Origin of the sequence: Rothia sp. HMSC068E02, assembly GCF_001813565.1 — a bacterium.
GTDB lineage: Bacteria > Actinomycetota > Actinomycetes > Actinomycetales > Micrococcaceae > Rothia.
On record NZ_KV812887.1, the window covers coordinates 88,730 to 106,698 of the forward strand.

The window sequence follows — 17,969 nt, forward strand, 5'->3', positions numbered from 1 at the left end:
AAAATAGGCAAGAAGTGAACACTAAGCTCACCGCCTGTTCGCGCCGCACCGGGCGCCGGACGGTGAACTTCGAAAGGAAGATTTTCGTGTCTGAAGCAGCACGCCCCCTGCGCGTCGCCGTTATTGGTGCAGGTCCCGCCGGTATTTACACCGCCGACATCCTCACCAAGTCTGAAGAGGTCCGCACCGGCGCCGTCGAGGTCGCCATCGACATCTTCGACCGCTACCCCGCCCCCTTCGGCCTGATCCGCTACGGTGTGGCACCGGATCACCCCCGCATCAAGGGCATCATCACCGCGCTGCACAAGGTCCTGGACCGCGGTGACATCCGTTTCTTCGGCAATGTCGAATACGGCAAGGACCTGACCCTCGCCGACCTGCGCGAACACTACGACGCCATCATCTTCGCAACCGGCGCGATTTTTGATGCACCCCTGAACATTAAGGGCATCGACCTGGACGGCTCCTACGGCGCAGCAGACTTCGTCTCCTGGTACGACGGCCACCCCGACTACCCCCGCACCTGGCCGCTCGAAGCTGAGCAGGTTGCAGTGCTCGGTAACGGCAACGTCGCCCTGGACGTCTCCCGCATCCTCTCCAAGCACGCTGACGACCTGCTCGTCACTGAAATCCCCGACAATGTCTACGAGGGCCTGAAGGTTTCCCCCGTGACCGACGTGCACGTCTTCGGTCGCCGCGGCCCCGCACAGATGAAGTTCACCCCGCTCGAGCTGCGCGAACTCGCACACTCCCGCGACGTGGACATCGTCCTGTATGAAGAGGACTTCCAGTTCGACGCTGCTTCCGAAGAAGCAATGGAGAAGAACGCGCAGACCAAGGTCATGATGAAGACCCTGCGCGGCTGGCTGGAAGACCAGAAGACCAATGAGCAGACCGCATCCCGCCGCCTGCACCTGCACTTCCTGCAGTCCCCGCACGAGATCCTCGGCGAAGACGGCAAGGTCGTGGGCCTGCGCATTGAACGCAACAAGCTCGACGGCAACGGCGGTATCATCGGCACCGGCGAGTACGTGGACTACCCCGTACAGGCTGTCTACCGCGCGATCGGCTACTTTGGTTCCGAACTGCCCGAAATCGGTTACGACGACAAGCGCGGCGTCATCACCAACGTTGAGGGTCGCGTCGTGGACGAGAACGGCGAGGTCGTTCCCGGCCTGTACGCATCCGGTTGGATTAAGCGCGGCCCCGTCGGCCTGATCGGCTCCACCAAGTCTGATGCACTCGAGACCATCACCCACCTGCTCGAGGACCGCGAGAACCTCTACACCGCACCCGAGCCGGAGGCAGAGGCATTCAGCGCCTACCTGGACTCCAAGGGCATCAAGTACACCACCTGGGAAGGCTGGCACCGTCTGGACGACCACGAGAAGGCACTGGGCGCCGCATCCAAGGATGCAGCCGGTGAGCCTCGCGCCCGTGTGAAGGTTGTGGACCGCGACGAGATGATTAACGTCTCCCGCGGCGAGTAATCCTTACGTTGAGTACGTAGAGTATAGAAATCGACCCGTACCGTGAACCGGTGCGGGGTCGATTTTTGTCTATATATAAGGAGGTAATAAGAAGTAGGGGAGTAGCGGGGGAGGAAGCTCAAGAAGCGCTCGCCCGGAAGAGCCGTCGAAAGAGCGGTTAAAGAAACCCACCCCGCACCATGAGGTCATGCGGGGTGGGCTGGGTAGGCGCCGAAGACACTCGAGGACATACCCTCCGGCTACCCGGACGCGCAGCGAGCCCATGCAGTGACTCCACGTGCGGCGCATCCCTTAACGGGGTCTAGAAAGCTAAAGAAACACCAAGATTAGCTCTCTAAACAAGCGCATAGCCGTACGGTGTGTAGACTATGCACACTTTTTGAGGACGTCTTCAATGCCCAAAATGGCCTTGAGTACGGTTTCAGTTTCAGTACCCAGCTTCTTGCGGGCTTCACCAGAAATGACGGCCTTCACGATGTTCTTGAAGGTCTTCCACTGCTTGAAGGCGTTAACGAGTGCCTTAATAAGCTTGTAAATGGCGATGCCCAGCTGAATGACAAACTTTGCAATACTGACAACGCAGGCAATAACACCAACGGGGGAGAGAGCTGCGTGGGCGCGTCCATCAGACTTACGAACAGCGGCCTTAGCGCTTGCAATCTGACGGCCTGCGTCAGTGCCCTGGACGGTGGTCAGGTTGCCCAGTGCGCTCTCAATGCCGCTATTAACGCGGTTGGAGGATCCAGGCTTCGCATACTTCAAACGGGCAGGTACCTGCTCTAGGCGGCGCAGGATCAGCTTGAGCTGCTGGTCGGCAGTCATTGCCTTCTGCGGGTGCGCCATCTGCTGTGCCTGCGCTGCGGGTGCAGCTACACAGCCGAGAGCGATGGTTGCGGTGCCTACGCCGAGTGCACGGAATGCCATGCGGCGATTCATCGTTGCGGACACTGGATCCCCCTTTGGATCTCTATGCGGTTTATCGGTGCTGTAATGTGCGGTGACTTTACGTCTGGGGCTCCGGAAGTGGCCCCGTGCAAGGTCCGGAAGTGACCTCACGCCCTCTATAGTACGGTGCTCAAAGAGGGGGCTTCAAGCTATTTCAGGGGGTATTTTCAGCCAGCTTTCATCTCTCCTTGTCAATCGCTAGAGGTTTATCAAATCTTTATATTTCTGCGTCGTCATAATTGCGTAGATATCTGCACTGAGAGAAAAATAAGCGTCTGACAAGCTGGTTTATTGTATTCCCAAGAGTGAATATTTGCATCTATGTGCATTCTGGCCTGTAGTTGCTTTGCGCGGCACATTTTTGAGGGCTCCGGGGAGGCTGGGGTGAACCCCCCTAAAGAGGTGTTGCCGTGCACTCTCTTGCAGATATTTGCACCCAGGGTAGCGTCTTGCCTGCATGTCCTATATAAGCGTGTAGAAAGTTGTCGAAAATTTTTTGGAGATATTGTGGAGTTTTTTGGCCGCTGCGATGCGCATAAGAGGGGTGTATAAGAGATGTGAAGGTGGGTTTTCGGAATTCTTGCGGGACTGATGCCGGCATCTTCAAAACAAAATTTCGGAGGAGTTTCGGAGGAGTTTGTAGAAAATCTGTAGAAATGGAGGTGGCGAAAAAGTCTTTCTCTGGGCTCCTGTAGGTACCCAAACGTGTCTAAAAACCTTCCAAAAGCCCCTGATTTGGGGTGTTGTGAAGAAATTTTAAAATTTTTTGAAGTTTCTCTGAATCCTCATTGACAAGCTTAAACACATATGTGCCAGGCTATAAATGGTCGAAAATGGGGGTCAAAATCGGGCAAAATCGAACAAAACGGTTTGCGTGCCTCCGCAAACCTGTCATAGACTAGTGGAGGTTCGAACGACGGGATGAAGAAAACGGAACCTGTTCGATCGACTAGGCCCCCATCGTCTAGCGGCCTAGGACGCCGCCCTTTCACGGCGGTAGCACGGGTTCAAATCCCGTTGGGGGTACTTGCAAATCTCACGATTTGCAAAGCCAAGTTAGATGATATAGAGTTTACTTCTGTTGATTCCAACAAGGCCCCGTAGCGCAGTTGGTTAGCGCGCCGCCCTGTCACGGCGGAGGTCGCGGGTTCAAGTCCCGTCGGGGTCGCTCTGGCCGCGTAAGTTCAGATGATTATTCATCCGAAGACGCGGTCATTGCGTATCTAAAAGTAAATACGCAAGGCTCTGTAGCTCAGTTGGTAGAGCGTACGACTGAAAATCGTAAGGTCACCGGATCGACGCCGGTCGGAGCCACGAAATCCGCCTCCAGGCTTCTACAGTGGGGCGGGTTTTGTTTTTAAAAAACTTTGCGGTTGCAGATACTGCAAAACCGTCGAAAAGGCGGCATCTTGGGAATAAAACCCTGAGATGCCGCCTTTTCGTATATAGAATTGTATACAGATTGTATACAGAGGCACCTGCCCTATAGCCACTGCAGAAAGCACCAACGCACCCATGACCGCCCAAAATTCAGCCGCACAAAATTCAACTCACCCGCACCAAAAGGACTCACCTCAGATTCCCTGGGCAAAAAATGCTGCCACTGGTAGCACGCAGGCGGGCGGAATCCGCTTCGAAAACATCACCAAAAGCTACCCGAGCCGAACCGGCGAACCCACCACGGTGCTCCAGAACCTGAACCTGCACATCCCCGCGGGGCAGATTACCGTGTTCGTCGGCCCCTCCGGCTGCGGTAAAACCACTAGTCTGCGCATGATTAACCGCATGGTCGAGCCCAATAGCGGCACCATCACCATTGACGGCGTGAACGTGCACGAAAAGAACCCCTACGAGCTACGCCGCGGTATTGGCTACGTCATGCAGCAGGGCGGGCTCATGCCGCACCGCACCGTCGCGCAGAATATTGCCACCGTACCGCGCCTGCTCGGCGCCTCCCGCAAGGAGGCGCAGGCTCGCGCGCTCGAACTGCTTGAAGTGGTCGGCCTGGATTCTTCGTATGCTAAGCGCTACCCCGCCCAGCTCTCGGGTGGCCAGGTGCAGCGCGTTGGTGTGGCGCGTGCTCTCGCCGCCGATGCGCCCATCCTGCTGATGGACGAACCCTTCTCCGCGGTGGATCCGGTGGTGCGTACCGACCTGCAGCGCGAGCTGCTGCGCCTGCAGGCTCGACTCGCCAAGACGATCGTGTTCGTCACCCACGACATTGATGAGGCGCTCCTGCTGGGAGATCGTATCGCCGTCTTCGCGGAGGGCGGTCGCCTCGCCCAGTTCGGCACTCCCGAAGAGATTCTCTACAGCCCCGCCGATGATTTTGTGCGCTCCTTCGTGAGCCGCTCCGTTGCCGGCCTGCTGGATGAGCAGACGGTGCGCCAGGCGCGTGAACGCCGACTTGCCGCCTCCCGAGAAGCACAGAATGGTGCGGTAGAAGGCGAGAAAAGCGAATGAGTCTTCTAGAAAATAGTGTGATCGCGGCACCACCTCTCACCGCGCATCCCCTAGTGGCATCACCCCTCGCCGCAAGCGACATGCACTGGGAATGGGTCGCCACCAATAGTCAGCGCATCCTCGAGCTGACCCTCAGCCACCTCTACCAGGGCGTCGTGCCCGTCGCGATTGGCGCTCTCGTCGCGCTGCCGGTCGCCTACTACGCGAGCCGTCGCCGCGACCGCGGCTCCGAACGCCGCATCGGTGCGCGAACCCTCATGCATCTCTCCTCACTGCTGTACACCATCCCCTCGATCGCGCTTTTTGTGCTGATGCCGCTCATTCTGGGAACCTCCATTATTTCCCCGCTGAACGTGCTCGTTGCCCTGAGTGTCTACTCCTTCTCGCTCATGGTGCGCTCCGGCGTGGATGCCTTCGACTCTGTGCCCGATAGCGTGCACGAATCTGGACGCGCCCTCGGATACACGCCCCGACAGGCGCTGATGGAGCTCTACCTGCCCCTCGCTACGCCCGTCATTATGGCAGGAATCCGCGTGGCAACCGTGGCAAATATTGCGATGGTGTCCGTGGGTGCCCTCATCGGTGTGCCCTCGCTCGGTACGCTCTTCACCGATGGACTCGCGCGCAATATCCCTTCGGAAATCCTGGCTGGCGTAGTCCTTAGCCTGCTGCTGGCACTGGTCCTCGACCTGCTCCTTATCCTTCTGATGAGGGCACTTACGCCCTGGCAGGCGGCTACGGTTACGAACCGCCGCAGCCCCGAAAGGAAGGCATAACCCGTGAACGTCATAGAACGAACCTTCGCCTACCTCATGGACGGCGCCAACTGGCAGGGAAGCGGCGGAATCCTCGTGCGCCTGCTCGAACACCTGAGCGTCACCGCCCTTGCCACCGTCTGCGCGGCACTCATCGTCGTGCCCCTCGGCCTCTGGGCAGGGCACCACCGACCCTCCGACGGCACCAACCGCGGCCGTAGCAACCTGCTCATGAGCACCGTTGCCGCCACCCGCGCGCTGCCCGCGCTCGGTCTGCTCACTATCCTGGCACTCTGGCTGGGTGTCTCGACCCTGCCCGCCCTCATCGTGCTCATTATTATTGCGGCGGCACCTCTGCTCGCCGGAGTTCTTGAAGGCCTCGCCGCCGTGCCGGAAGACCTCGTGGACGCAGCCCGCGCCCAGGGACTCACCGAATGGCAGATTCTGACCGGCCTCGAAATCCCGCTCGCCGCCAACATGATGCTCGGCGGGCTCCGCTCCGCACTCGTGCAGGTCATCGCAACCGCGACCATCGTCGCCTACCTCAGCGGCGGAACCCTCGGCAGGTACCTCTTTGATGGGCTCGCCGTGCGCGATTACCCGCGTATGCTCGTCGCAACCCTGCTCGTGGCGCTTCTCGCTTTCGCCGTGGACGCGCTCATGGGCCTCGTGCAGCGTGCGCTCACTCCCGCGGGGCTCACCATCAACTGGAAGAAGGCATGAACCGATGAATCAGACGCATCAAACCTTCACGCGCCGTACCGTATCTCGTCGCGTTGCACTCACCGCCGCCGGTGCACTCGGCATGGCGGGTATTCTTAGCGCCTGCGGGCTCAGCGGCGATAAAGTCTTCAGCGGCGAACATGAAGGAATCATCGTCGGCTCAGCCGCCTTCGCCGAATCCCAAATCCTTGCCGAAATCTACGCTGGAGCCCTCGCCCGGGCGGGATTCAACGCCCGCACCCAGCTGAGCATCGGCGCCCGCGAGGCGTATCTGGGGGCGCTTGCCTCCGGTGCGGTGGATGTTATCCCGGACTACTCCGGTAACCTGCTGCTTTACCTCGACCCGAAGGCTACAGCTAACACTGCGCAGGAGATTCTGCAGGCGCTACCCGCCGCCCTCGGCACCCTCACCACGGGTGGCTCCGGGGCTGAAATCCGCGCCCTGAACGCCTCCGAGGCGGAGGATAAGGACTCGCTTGTCGTTACCGCGCAGACCGCCCAGAAGTACGGTCTGCGAAGCCTAGAGGACCTTGCTTCTCGCTGTACGAATTTGAAGCTTGGCGCCGCCCCGGAGTTTGCCGAGCGCGCCTACGGTATCCCGGGTCTGAAAGAGAAGTACGGATGCGTCCCCGCCGAGTTTGTGCCCCTCTCGGATGGTGGTGGCGCGCTGACCGTTAAGGCCCTGCTGGATGACACTGTGCAGGTGGTTGACCTCTACTCGACCACCCCTGCAATTGAGCAGAATCAGCTGGTGGTGCTGGAGGATCCGAAGAACATGATTCTGGCTCAGCAGGTGCTGCCCATTATCAATACGTCGCGAGTTCCCGACTCCGCGGCGGAGGTTCTGAACCGCGTCTCGGCGAAGCTCACCACCGCTGATTTGCGCACTCTCAATGACCGTGTTTCGGGTACCTCTAAGCAGGAGCCTGCGCAGGCGGCGGCTGCCTGGCTGAACGAGCACGGCTTCTAAGATTCTGCCTGATATTCCATATAAATTCCTCTATAGGAATGTCTATAAACAAAACCGACCTGGGAATATTCTAGAAATAGAATATTGCCAGGTCGGTTTATATTGCCCTTATCCCACACGTTAGGGGAGGGGCATACAGTAGCTTTTAGCCCTCAATCAGCAGCGCCAGAGCCTCGTAGGGGCGTAGGCTCAGCGTCACCGTCTCAGCCGAATCAGATACGGCAGAATCGACCGTAGAATTCTTGTAATTACACACCAGCACGCGACCGGAACGAACGAATTCAGCCGGAACCTCAACCTCGGTCGGCTCACCGTAGAAGTTCGTCAGCACCAGCAGGCGCTGCGCCGGGCTACCGTTCTCAGCACTAGCCTCAGCCGGCAGCTCACGCAGGTACGCAAACACCCGCTCGTGATCCAGCGCGTAGGGCGCGTACGAACCCGCAGAGATGACCGGGTACTGCTTACGCAGGGCAATCAGGTTGCGGTAGTAGGGCAGAATCATGCCGTCGCGTTCCTCATCTTCCACCGAAATACCGGCACCGGTCGCCGCATCACGAACCGGGGCGGGAGCCAGCCACGGCGACGTGGAACCAAACCCGGCAATCACCGGATCCGCGGTCCACTGCATCGGCACACGCGAATTATCGCGAGCCTTCGACGCCACAATCTCCAGGGCCTGCTGCTCGCTCAGACCGCGCTCACGCAGCATTGCGTAGGCGTTGTGCGCCTCCACATCCACGTACTGCTCGATCGAGGAGTAGACCGGGTCAATCATGCCGATTTCCTCGCCCTGGTACACGTACGGGGTGCCGCGCAGCAGGTGAATCACAGTCGCCAGCATGGTCGCCGACTCGGCACGGTAACGCTCAACGTCACCAAAACGGTTCAGCGCACGCGGCTGATCGTGGTTATTCCAGAACAGCGCATTCCAGCCGCCGCCGGCCTGCATACCCAGCGCCCAATCGTTCAGAATCTGCTTCAACTCGGCAAAACGGAACGGCACCTTCGACCACTTCTCGCCGTTCTCATAGTCCACCTTCAGGTGGTGGAAGCTGAACACCATATCTAGCTCGTGGTTTGCCGGGTTGGAGTAGCCCACGCAGTTTTCGATGCTGGTCGAGGACATTTCGCCCACGGTCACGGTGTCATCATACTGACCGAAGGAGGCGCGGTTAAGCTGCTGAATGCGAGTGTGCACAATCGGGGTGTCGGTGTATTGTGCCTTGTCCACGGTGCCTTCGGGGGCGTCGAGTAGCTCTTCACCCTTGCCGATGACGTTAATGACGTCAAAACGGAAACCGCGCACACCCTTCTCGTACCAGAAATTCACGACCTTAAACAGTTCGTCGCGCACAGTCGGGTTGTACCAGTTCACGTCCGCCTGGGTGCGGTCGTACAGGTGCATATAGAACAGGGGAGTGCCGTGCTCATCCGTGTACTCGCCAAAGCGGGACCAGCAGGAGCCGCCGAACTTCGACTCCCAGTTGGTCGGTTCGCGCAGCTGACCGTCCTCGGTGTATTTGCCGGGGCGAATGTAGAAGTAATCCCAGTACTCGCGCTCACCGGCGAGCGCACGCTGGAACCACTCGTGCTCGGTCGAAACATGATTGAGCACCATGTCGAACATGACGCCCACACCGTGCTTGGCAAGGGCGGCAATCATCTCTTCGACGTCCTTCATGGTGCCCAGGTCGGGGTTGATGGCGTAGTAGTCGGAGATGTCGTAGCCGTTGTCGTTCTGCGGGGAGGCGAAGAACGGGTTGAACCACACCATGTCCACGCCCAGGGAAGCAATGTAGGGCACCTTCTCGATGACGCCGCGCAGGTCGCCGTAGGCGCCACCCGCCGAGGAGTAGAAGGACTTGGGGTACACCTGGTAGATGACGGAGGACGCGAAATCCTTGCCGCCTGCCGGGGTGGTTGCCGGGCTGGTTGCCGGCGTGAGGGTGAGCGATGCGGTGGGTGCCTGTGTCATGGAAACCTTCTGAAACGTAAGCAGGGTTCAGCGTGTATAAAAGCGTGTATAAATCAGTGCGTTAGAAACGAACTGCGCCGGTGCTACGGATGTTGCTACGTATGCGCAGCGAGGCCCGTACGCGGCAGGCACAGTAGCCCGCCGCCTCCCGGTGCGTTCGCCGACTGAATATCGACGCCCGCAACCTGGGCTCATTCCAGATTAGGGGGCATAATGGGGTGATGTCCCCCATCTACCCCAAAGGGGGCAATTCTGCCGCAGATCCGGCACAACCCCCGTGGCCTCAACCCTCCCACCGATAGGCGGTTGCAGGCTCGTGCGCGTTTCGATGCATGAAACCAAAGTGACCCTGAGCTGAAGAGCGTTGGACGCCGCGCGTAAAATCAGTACTTGCATCACTACGGAAGGTAAAACAATGCCAGAACTGCGTTCACGTACTTCAACTCACGGCCGTAACATGGCTGGTGCCCGCGCCCTGTGGCGTGCCACCGGCATGGGCGATGACGACTTCGGCAAGCCCATTATTGCTATCGCGAACTCCTTCACCCAGTTCGTGCCCGGCCACGTGCATCTGAAGGACATGGGTGAGCTGGTCGCCGGCGCGATTCGTGAGGCTGGCGGCGTCGCCAAGGAATTTAACACCATCGCTGTTGATGACGGTATTGCGATGGGTCACGACGGTATGCTCTACTCGCTGCCTTCCCGCGATCTGATCGCTGACTCGGTCGAGTACATGGTCAACGCGCACCGTGCCGACGCGCTGGTCTGCATCTCTAACTGTGACAAGATCACCCCCGGTATGCTTCTGGCGGCTATGCGCCTGAACATCCCCACCATCTTTGTCTCTGGCGGCCCCATGGAGTCCGGCGAGGGCATTGAGGGTATTGTTGAGCACCGCCTCGACCTGATTGACGCCATGGTGATGGCTGTTGATGACAGCGTCAGCGATGAGGCGCTCGCTCAGGTTGAAAAGAATGCGTGCCCGACCTGTGGCTCGTGTGCGGGTATGTTCACCGCGAACTCCATGAACTGCCTGAATGAGGCGATTGGTCTGGCGCTGCCCGGTAACGGCACCACCCTGGCTACTCAGGTTGCTCGTAAGGAACTGTTCCTGGATGCTGGCCGCCGCATCGTTGAGCTGGCTAAGCGCTACTACGAGCAGGATGACGAGTCGGTTCTGCCTCGCTCCATTGCGACCAAGGAGGCGTTCGAGAACGCTATGGCGCTGGACGTGGCGATGGGCGGTTCGACCAATACCGTGCTGCACACCCTGGCGATTGCTCACGAGGCGGGCGCTGACTTCACTCTGAAGGATATTGACCGCATTTCGCGTCAGGTTCCCTGCCTGGCGAAGGTTGCCCCGAACTCCACTAAGTACCACATTGAGCACGTGCACCGTGCCGGCGGTATTCCTGCCCTGCTGGGTGAGTTGAACCGTGCCGGCCTGCTGCACAAGAACGTTCATTCTGTTCACGCTGACTCGCTGGACGAGTGGCTGGACGAGTGGGATATCCGCAGCGGCAAGGCGAGCGAGAAGGCGAAGGAACTGTTCCTCGCTGCTCCCGGCGGCGTGCGCACCACTCAGGCGTTCTCCACCGCGAACAAGTACGAATCCCACGAGACCGACGCCGAGAACGGTTGCATCCGCGCCGTGGAGCACGCGTACACCAAGGACGGCGGTCTGGCGGTCCTGTACGGCAACATTGCCCAGAACGGCGCGATCATCAAGTCTGCTGGTATTGATGAGGAGCTGTTCCACTTCAAGGGCCGCGCCTTCGTGGTCGAGTCGCAGGACGAGGCTGTGCACGAGATTCTGTCGAAGAACGTGAAGGAAGGCGACATTGTTGTCATCCAGTACGAGGGTCCGAAGGGTGGCCCCGGCATGCAGGAAATGCTGTACCCGACCTCCTACCTGAAGGGTCTGGGCCTTGGCAAGAAGTGTGCGCTGATTACTGACGGTCGTTTCTCCGGTGGTACCTCGGGTATTTCTATCGGTCACGTCTCCCCGGAGGCGGCTGCTGGCGGCGCGATCGGCCTGGTGCAGACCGGTGACGAGATTGAGATTGACGTGAACAACCGTATCCTGCGTGTGAACGTTTCGGATGAGGAGCTTGCTGCTCGCCGCGAGGCGAAGGGCGCTGCACCGTGGCGTCCGTCGAAGCCGCGTGAGCGTCAGGTTTCGGCCGCTCTGAAGGTGTACGGCATGCTGGCTGCTTCGGCTGATAAGGGCGGCGTGCGCATCCTGCCCGAGGACGCATAAGCCCCTCACGTATCGTGTGAGAATTTAATATCTTGCCCTAATGTCTGGCGCCCCGTTCCGCGGTTTTTCTGCGGGCGGGGCGCTGCTCTTTGTTCGCGTCTTTGTTCGTATCTTTGTCCACCGTCGTGGGATACCCGGTGCGGCGTATTGCCTTGTCAGTGGTGTTGCAGTAGGGTGTAAGAAGGTATTTTAGGTACCCGATTCACCGACTCAGCACAACCACTCGACACAACGCAATTCGCAACCCTCACGAGGACGCATTCATGGTTACCCTGCCCGCGCGCGCACAGCGTGCTTTTACTCGTCGTGCCCTGACGGCTCTTGCCTGCATCGGTGCGCTCGCTTTGAGCTCTTGCTCCGCTCAGCCGCAGGCTGATGATTCTGAAACCGCCCCGATGATGGTGGCGACTTCTTCCGCGCCCGTTGATGCAAAGACCCTGTTCCACGCGGCGGATGGCTCCTGGAAGCCGAATACTGTCCAGATTTCTGCCGGCCTGGACTCCCCGGCAACCTACGACTCGGTAGCGACCCCCACGGATGAGCCGAGCACCGATGCCGAGTTCGAGGCTGCATACGCCACGGCGAGCGGCTCCGCGAACACTATCGATGCGGGCACCCGCTGCGGCATGACCAGCCAGCTGGGTGGTTCCGCCGGTATTTACGTGTATGACGGTTCGGATTGCGCGAAGGCTCAGGAGGCGGTGCGCCTCTTCAACAGCCGCAAGAACCAGGACGGCGCGGCGAGTGTTGAGTGGTACCAGTGCGCTACGAAGGTGCAGGGCCGCGACTACATTACGGGTGCCTGCTTCACGCAGGGTGGTAGCGTTGAGAAGCCGCGCCTGGCGCTGATTCCGGCACAGACCCGCATGCTGTCGGGTACGCTGACTTTCGCTGAAGCGTACGGTGGCGGCACTTTCGGTCAGGGTGATTCTGCGAAGACTGTTGAGGCGCTGCGTTTCACCAGCCCGGACTCTAAGGTCGCGTGCTCGGTGACCCCGTCGGGTGTGGACTGCCAGGCGATGGTGGGCGTGACCCTGGAGGGCTGGGATGCCGCATCCGGTAAGGCGCAGCAGCGCGTGCACATGGTGCAGGGCCAGGCGCCCGAGGTGAGCCTGGTCGGTCAGACCGCCACCCCGGAGCCGGTGAATACTGAGGGCATTGTTGCCCTGTCTACCGGTCAGGTGGTGACTGCGTACGGTTACACCTGCAAGTCGGTGAATACCGGTAAGGTGCATTGCGTGAGCGCGACGAACGGTTTCACGCTTGATTCGGTGGAGGTCGGTTTGGAACGCCGCTAGACCGAGCATAAAGGCGCGCCGCGAGTAGCTGCGCTCGCCTCCATAACTGACATGCGAAGGTGCCCGGCACCCCTCACTTAGGGGGTGCCGGGCACCTCGGTCTTTAACGTCGTTTAGCGGAAGTTGACGATGCGAACGTCCAGCTCGGAGGAGAGCAGCGGCTCCCATGCGGCGACAGCCTTCTGGAAGTGTTCGGTGCCCATGTGCTTTTCGAGCAGTTCCTGGGATTCCCAACGCTCGATGAATGCGAAGTCGGTGTCGGAGACGGCACCGAAGTCGTAGCTGACGTTGCCTTCGTCCTGGCGGCTTGCGGTCACGAGCGGTTCGATGGTCTTGAGGAATTCTTCGACGTGCTCGGGCTTGACGGATACTCCGGCGTAAACACCAATCATGGGGCTCTCCTTGTGGGGTGGTGCGGCGGTTGCCGCGTCGTATATGACTCTTTTACCGTACACCTTTCCCTGCGCCTCGGTGAGGTATGCGTGGGGGTTTCTCGCGCTGTGTTGTGGGCGGTGTTTCTGCGCTGTGGCGGCGGGTGAGAGGATTTTCGGCTGGCCCATTCGCTAACTGTAAAAAAGGTGTTTTATATTTGCGTGCCCCTTTCTTTTCGACCTATAAAAGAACGAGGACGATACACCGCATGAATGGAAGGAGAAGCGGTATGGCACACATGGGGGGTGACACTCATGGGATTTTCACCGGCGCATATCAAACGATGCACCCTGACTTGGGAGGCTCCCGACTATAGCGCCTCGTACCCTGCCGGGTACACGAATCAGGGCGTTGCTGTGATTGCGGTGGCTCAGGAGCATCGTACGGCGCAGGGTTTTTGCTATTCGGCGTTGTCGACGGTGGTTTTTATTTCTAAGCAGGACGGCACCCGCACGGTGGTGAATGAGGAGCTGATGCTTTTCACTCACGTTCATTCCCTGATGGAGTGCTGTGATGAGGTGCATCCGCGTCTGCTGGGCCGTGCCGTGCTTTCTGCGTGGGATGTGGTTCCTGAGCAGTACCGTCAGAACCTGGTGACGATTGCTGCTGACCGTAAGAATTTGAAGCATCTTTTCCGTGATTGCGACCAGTTGAAGGGGATTATGGAGTACCGCGCCTTTGAGAAGGTGCTGGACCCGTACGATAACCATTCTTTGGGTGAAGTGCATGTGAAGCTTGCTGGCACGCCCGCGTATGAGCGGATGCAGGCTGAGGTGTGTGCGGCACGTACCGCTGTGGATGAGATGGTGGAGGAGGCACTGACCCCTCGTCCGCTGGCTCAGCTGCAGGACTATAGCGTTTTCACGGATTGTTCGTTCCGTTCGACTCACAATAAGAAGTATCAGCGTGGCGGCCGTATGGGTATCGCCGGCGTGAGTGAGGACGGCTTCTATTTTCATGCCCACTATGATGGCGTGAACATTATGACCGGTGAGCTGTCTGCAATGTTGGCGGCTTATACGGTGTTCCATAGCGGTTCGCGCCGCCTGATTATTCATACGGATTCTTTGGGTGCGTTGACGTTTGTGTTGCGTTTGGCGCATAGCCGTTGGGCTTTTGAAGCCTGGGTTTCTGAGGGCATTCAGGATGAGCGTGTTGTGGCTCAGATGCGTGCTTTGACGGAGGCTATCCGCGAGAAGCGTGTGCTGGTGAAGCATGTTCCGGGCCATACGGGCCACGGTTTGCAGGAGAGTAGCGACTCTGTGTCGAAGATGCATCGCCATTTTCCGGGGCAGATTGTGGATAAGCGTCACCAGAGCGAGTTTAATCAGCGTTGCGAGTCGATTATTACTGCTTTGTCGGGTTGTGCGAAGGCTGTTCGCCTGCTTGCGCCGGAGTGGTTGCAGATTAAACCTTCTTCAATCCACACGGGAAACCGTTTATGGCGCTAAACTAGTCCAGGGTAGAAATGAACGCGCGATACATTCGCCGCATACGAAAGTATGCAATGTCGGAGGTGTCGCGTGTTTCTTTTTGCCCTTTTGCCTTTTCTGCATGCGCTTTTACGAGGCTCACCTGTAGCGCTGCTCTAGCTTGTAGCCCCGCGCATCCTGCAATGGTGCGCGGGAAAAGAATGCGAGGGAAACGAAAGCTCCCCCTGAGCGTCGATTCAATCGAGCTCAGAGGGAGCTTTTAGGTTATTTACCAGCGTGGGTAAACATAATCTTCACAATCGCGAGAACAATAACGGCGAAGGTGAGCCACACAGCGCTTCGGAAGGTACGCCAGCAGAGCGGTTCGCCGCGGTAGCGAGCAATCGCGAAGTTGAGGCTAAAAATACGCCACACCACGGTCGCAAGACAGAGGAGAATAGTGTAGTCAAAAATGATCTCGTAGGTGGCGCCGGGCGGTAGGATTGCCGCCAGAATCAGCAACAGCACGGGGTATACGGTCGTACCCAGAATCGGGCTTGCGTTGCCCAGCGCGTGCTTGACGAATTCTCGCGGCGGGGTGCCGCCGTGCAGTACCCGGTACTCCTGCATTTCTGCGATGACGTGGGCAATGTAGGTGGTCAGACCGGTACCCGTAATGTAGAGAATCGCGGTGCCGTCAAAGATAGCGTTCGCGTCGTAGACGCTCAGCAGAGCCGCCAGCACCAAGAAATTACCGTAGGTGTACGCGGAGATGCGGTGGGCTACATCGTGTGCATCGAGTTCAGCGAATTTGCGCCGTGCTTTACGAATTAGAAGGGGCAACCGATAGTCCTTTGGCGAGTGCGGGGATGAAAACTCAGACCCTGCGAGTGTGCGAAAAATAGTTTAGAGGAGCGATGACCACAGTCGGCAGAGGTTCTCCGTCATCTTGATGCGGCGCGGGCGCTCCGCCCACTGGGTGTACAGCAGCTCGGTGCAGACCTGCTCGTATTCGGCGCATACTTCATCCAGCATCGCCACCATTTTGCGGTCAATGACGAACGTTGACACTTCCATGTTCAGCGAGAAGGAACGCGGGTCCATATTGGACGAGCCAATGAACGCGATTTCGTCGTCGACCATCATGAACTTGGAGTGCAGCACGGTCGGGCTGGGGTACTGCAGAATACGCACACCCGCCTGCAACAGCTGCTCGTAGTAGGAACGCTGCGCCATGTTCGGCAGGAACTGGTCGCCCTTCTCGCACACAATCACGGTGGTTTCAATACCGGAGTATGCGGCGTTCGTGAGTGCCTGCAGTAGGGTCTCTTCGGGTACGAAGTAGGGTGAGCAGATGGTAATACGCCGCTCGGCGTTGTAGATCAGGTAGTTAATGAGGCGCAGGTTGTTTTCGGTTTCAAAACCGGGGCCGGAGGGCACAACCTGGGCGCGCATCCCATCCTTGTAGTAGGGGATATTGGTGTTAATTTCTGCCAGGATCAGCTGGTTCGTTTCGGAGTACCAGTCGGAGACGAAAACGGCGTTGAGCTCTTCAACGATGGGGCCGGTGCAGGAGAAGGTCAGGTCCTTCCACTCCAAGCCCTTCTTAATGTTTTCGGGCATGTCGTAGGAGCGGTGAATAGCGTTCTGCGAACCGGAGAACGCGACGCGTCCGTCCACGACGAGGACCTTGCGGTGGTTACGCAGGTCGGGTCGCTGCCACTTGAGTTTCCACGGTTTGAGCGGCAGCATGAGGCGCCACTGCATACCCGAGTCGTTGAGCATTTTCACGAGTTTCTTATAGGACGGGTATTTGCAGGAGCCGATGTGGTCGAGGAGTACGCGCACCTGTACACCGCGTTCGTGGGCTGCGAAGAGGGCGTCCCAGAGGACTGCGCTCGCCTCGTCGTAGGCGGTGATGTAGAACTCGAAGTGCACGTATTTGGTGGCGCGGTCGACTTCTTCCGCCATGGCGACCATTGCCTCGTGGTTGTCGGTGTGGAGGGTGAATTGGTTGCCGCCGACCAGGGGGAGTGAGCCCAGGGTGTAGTTGAGCTGGCTGGCTGCCTTTGCGGGGTCGGAGAGGTCGTCGGTGCGGGTGAGGAAGGGCTTGTTCTCGCTGACTTCGCGAATCAAGTCGTTCATGGCGTGTTGGCGTGCGCGGCGGTAGGCGGGCAGGCGCGAGGAGCCGAAGACGAGGAATGCGATGAACCCTACGAAGGGGATGAAGAAGATGGCCATGAGCCAGCCCAGGGCAACCACGGGTTTGCGGTTGTAGGGGAGCCAACAGAGGGCTGCGAGTCGGATGAGGATATCGGCGATGCCGAGTGCGAGGCGTAGCCAGTCTGGCAGGAAATCGAGGGAGGTGGGGGCAAACAAGTTCATCCCTCTATTATGCCGATGTTTTGTGTGGGGCTGGAGCTTAGCTGGCTATGCTGTGGGCCTTAACGCTAAAAATGCACTTGAGCATTGTGTGCAGTGATGAAATAATTGCAGTTATGCAGAAAAAGGAACAGAGCCTTCGCGAACGCCGCCGCGAACAAACCTGGACGGCAATCCACGAAGCAGCCCTCAAACGCGTCCGCGAACACGGGATGCGCGGAACCACCGTTGAAGAAATCGCCCAGGAGGCGGGCGTCTCCCCGCGTACCTTCTTCAACTACTTCCCCTCCAAAGAGGACGCCGTTCTGGGTCTGCGTGAACCGGTGGTCAGCGAGGAAATCCTCGAAACAGACCGCGCCCACGAGGATGACAACACCATCATTCGTGTAACCCACCTTCTCTGGGAGGTCATTTTCCAGAGCTTCCACTACGCCAATGGCAAGGACCCCCGAGCTCCCTTTCAGGAGTTCCCCGAGTCCGCGAAACGAATGAAAATGCACTACATGAAGTGCGAACAGGTGCTCACCGATTACCTGAACACTATTGACTGGGTGGCTTTTGACGCGGCCGGTCGCCGCGGCCCCTTCCCGCGCCGAACCCCCGCTGACCCGCTGACCGATCACTTCCGGGAGCGATCACGCGCAAAGGTCCAGCTTGCCTCCGCGGTGCTTCGTCAGCTGGAGTTCGCCCGCGACCTGGAAGATAAAGAGGATATTGCCCGCCATATCCGCCAGACGGTGAAGACCTTCCAGTTCCTGCTTTTTGAGCAGAACCGACCGGCAATCTAGCGGCGGTTCACTGCTACAAACTACAAAAGCCCGCCGGAAACCGAATCCGAGGCCCCGAATCGAGGCAACCGAATCC

Annotated in this window: 14 protein-coding genes and 3 tRNA genes; 12 read left to right on the forward strand and 5 right to left on the reverse strand. The window is 58.9% G+C overall.

Annotation, left to right across the window (positions count from 1 at the left end; translation table 11 throughout):
* The first annotated feature begins 86 nt into the window (after positions 1-86).
* Positions 87-1,490, forward strand: coding sequence for an FAD-dependent oxidoreductase (locus HMPREF2919_RS06815; RefSeq protein WP_070666921.1), 1,404 nt, complete (start codon positions 87-89; stop codon positions 1,488-1,490).
* Positions 1,491-1,856: 366 nt separating this feature from the next.
* Here HMPREF2919_RS06815 and HMPREF2919_RS06820 read toward each other — a convergent pair whose 3' ends face one another.
* Positions 1,857-2,438: a hypothetical protein gene (locus HMPREF2919_RS06820; RefSeq protein WP_049358906.1), complete on the reverse strand. Its 582-nt coding sequence runs from the start codon at positions 2,436-2,438 to the stop codon at positions 1,857-1,859.
* A gap of 950 nt (positions 2,439-3,388) precedes the next feature.
* On the opposite strand from HMPREF2919_RS06820, the gene HMPREF2919_RS06825 reads away from it, so the two are divergent.
* The 7 genes from HMPREF2919_RS06825 to HMPREF2919_RS06855 all read left to right on the forward strand — a co-directional run bounded on the left by HMPREF2919_RS06825 (position 3,389) and on the right by HMPREF2919_RS06855 (position 7,346).
* Positions 3,389-3,461: transfer RNA gene (locus HMPREF2919_RS06825), tRNA-Glu, on the forward strand.
* A 68-nt stretch (positions 3,462-3,529) separates the two neighbouring features.
* Positions 3,530-3,603: transfer RNA gene (locus HMPREF2919_RS06830), tRNA-Asp, on the forward strand.
* Between the two features lie 73 nt (positions 3,604-3,676).
* Positions 3,677-3,749 (forward strand) — tRNA-Phe (locus tag HMPREF2919_RS06835).
* 201 nt (positions 3,750-3,950) lie between these two features.
* A complete protein-coding gene (locus HMPREF2919_RS06840) occupies positions 3,951-4,898 on the forward strand; it encodes an ABC transporter ATP-binding protein (protein WP_070666922.1) in 948 nt (315 codons plus the stop codon).
* Complete coding sequence (locus tag HMPREF2919_RS06845) at positions 4,895-5,674, forward strand: ABC transporter permease (protein WP_070666924.1); 780 nt, start codon at positions 4,895-4,897, stop codon at positions 5,672-5,674. Before HMPREF2919_RS06840 ends, HMPREF2919_RS06845 begins: the two co-directional genes overlap by 4 nt.
* A 3-nt stretch (positions 5,675-5,677) precedes the next feature.
* Entirely contained in the window at positions 5,678-6,376 is a 699-nt protein-coding gene (locus tag HMPREF2919_RS06850; protein WP_049357837.1) for an ABC transporter permease, read from the forward strand.
* 4 nt (positions 6,377-6,380) lie between these two features.
* Complete coding sequence (locus HMPREF2919_RS06855; protein ID WP_070666926.1) at positions 6,381-7,346, forward strand: ABC transporter substrate-binding protein; 966 nt, start codon at positions 6,381-6,383, stop codon at positions 7,344-7,346.
* A gap of 145 nt (positions 7,347-7,491) precedes the next feature.
* On the opposite strand, the gene HMPREF2919_RS06860 is transcribed toward HMPREF2919_RS06855, so the two are convergent.
* A complete protein-coding gene (locus HMPREF2919_RS06860) occupies positions 7,492-9,321 on the reverse strand; it encodes an alpha,alpha-phosphotrehalase (RefSeq protein WP_070666929.1) in 1,830 nt (609 codons plus the stop codon).
* 415 nt (positions 9,322-9,736) lie between these two features.
* On the opposite strand from HMPREF2919_RS06860, the gene ilvD reads away from it, so the two are divergent.
* Together ilvD and HMPREF2919_RS06870 are read left to right on the forward strand one after the other, a co-directional pair.
* Entirely contained in the window at positions 9,737-11,581 is a 1,845-nt protein-coding gene (gene ilvD / locus HMPREF2919_RS06865; RefSeq protein WP_070666931.1) for a dihydroxy-acid dehydratase, read from the forward strand.
* A 263-nt stretch (positions 11,582-11,844) separates the two neighbouring features.
* Positions 11,845-12,879 (forward strand): 2-oxoglutarate dehydrogenase, encoded by a 1,035-nt coding sequence (locus tag HMPREF2919_RS06870; protein ID WP_070666933.1) that lies wholly within the window; start codon positions 11,845-11,847, stop codon positions 12,877-12,879.
* A 113-nt stretch (positions 12,880-12,992) separates the two neighbouring features.
* On the opposite strand, the gene HMPREF2919_RS06875 is transcribed toward HMPREF2919_RS06870, so the two are convergent.
* Positions 12,993-13,271 carry a putative quinol monooxygenase gene (locus HMPREF2919_RS06875; RefSeq protein WP_044150828.1) on the reverse strand — a complete coding sequence of 93 codons (279 nt, stop codon included), beginning with the start codon at positions 13,269-13,271 and terminating at the stop codon, positions 12,993-12,995.
* 294 nt (positions 13,272-13,565) lie between these two features.
* Between HMPREF2919_RS06875 and HMPREF2919_RS06880 the strand changes: the two genes are divergently transcribed.
* A complete protein-coding gene (locus tag HMPREF2919_RS06880; RefSeq protein WP_049338251.1) occupies positions 13,566-14,762 on the forward strand; it encodes an RNase H family protein in 1,197 nt (398 codons plus the stop codon).
* A gap of 246 nt (positions 14,763-15,008) precedes the next feature.
* On the opposite strand, the gene HMPREF2919_RS06885 is transcribed toward HMPREF2919_RS06880, so the two are convergent.
* Both HMPREF2919_RS06885 and cls read right to left on the reverse strand, forming a co-directional pair.
* Complete coding sequence (locus tag HMPREF2919_RS06885) at positions 15,009-15,566, reverse strand: hypothetical protein (protein ID WP_049340248.1); 558 nt, start codon at positions 15,564-15,566, stop codon at positions 15,009-15,011.
* A gap of 63 nt (positions 15,567-15,629) precedes the next feature.
* Positions 15,630-17,108 carry a cardiolipin synthase gene (gene cls / locus HMPREF2919_RS06890; RefSeq protein ID WP_049353431.1) on the reverse strand — a complete coding sequence of 493 codons (1,479 nt, stop codon included), beginning with the start codon at positions 17,106-17,108 and terminating at the stop codon, positions 15,630-15,632.
* Between the two features lie 113 nt (positions 17,109-17,221).
* Between cls and HMPREF2919_RS06895 the strand changes: the two genes are divergently transcribed.
* On the forward strand, positions 17,222-17,893 hold the full coding sequence (locus HMPREF2919_RS06895) for a TetR/AcrR family transcriptional regulator (protein ID WP_239669157.1): 672 nt from the start codon (positions 17,222-17,224) through the stop codon (positions 17,891-17,893).
* The last annotated feature ends 76 nt before the right edge of the window (positions 17,894-17,969 follow it).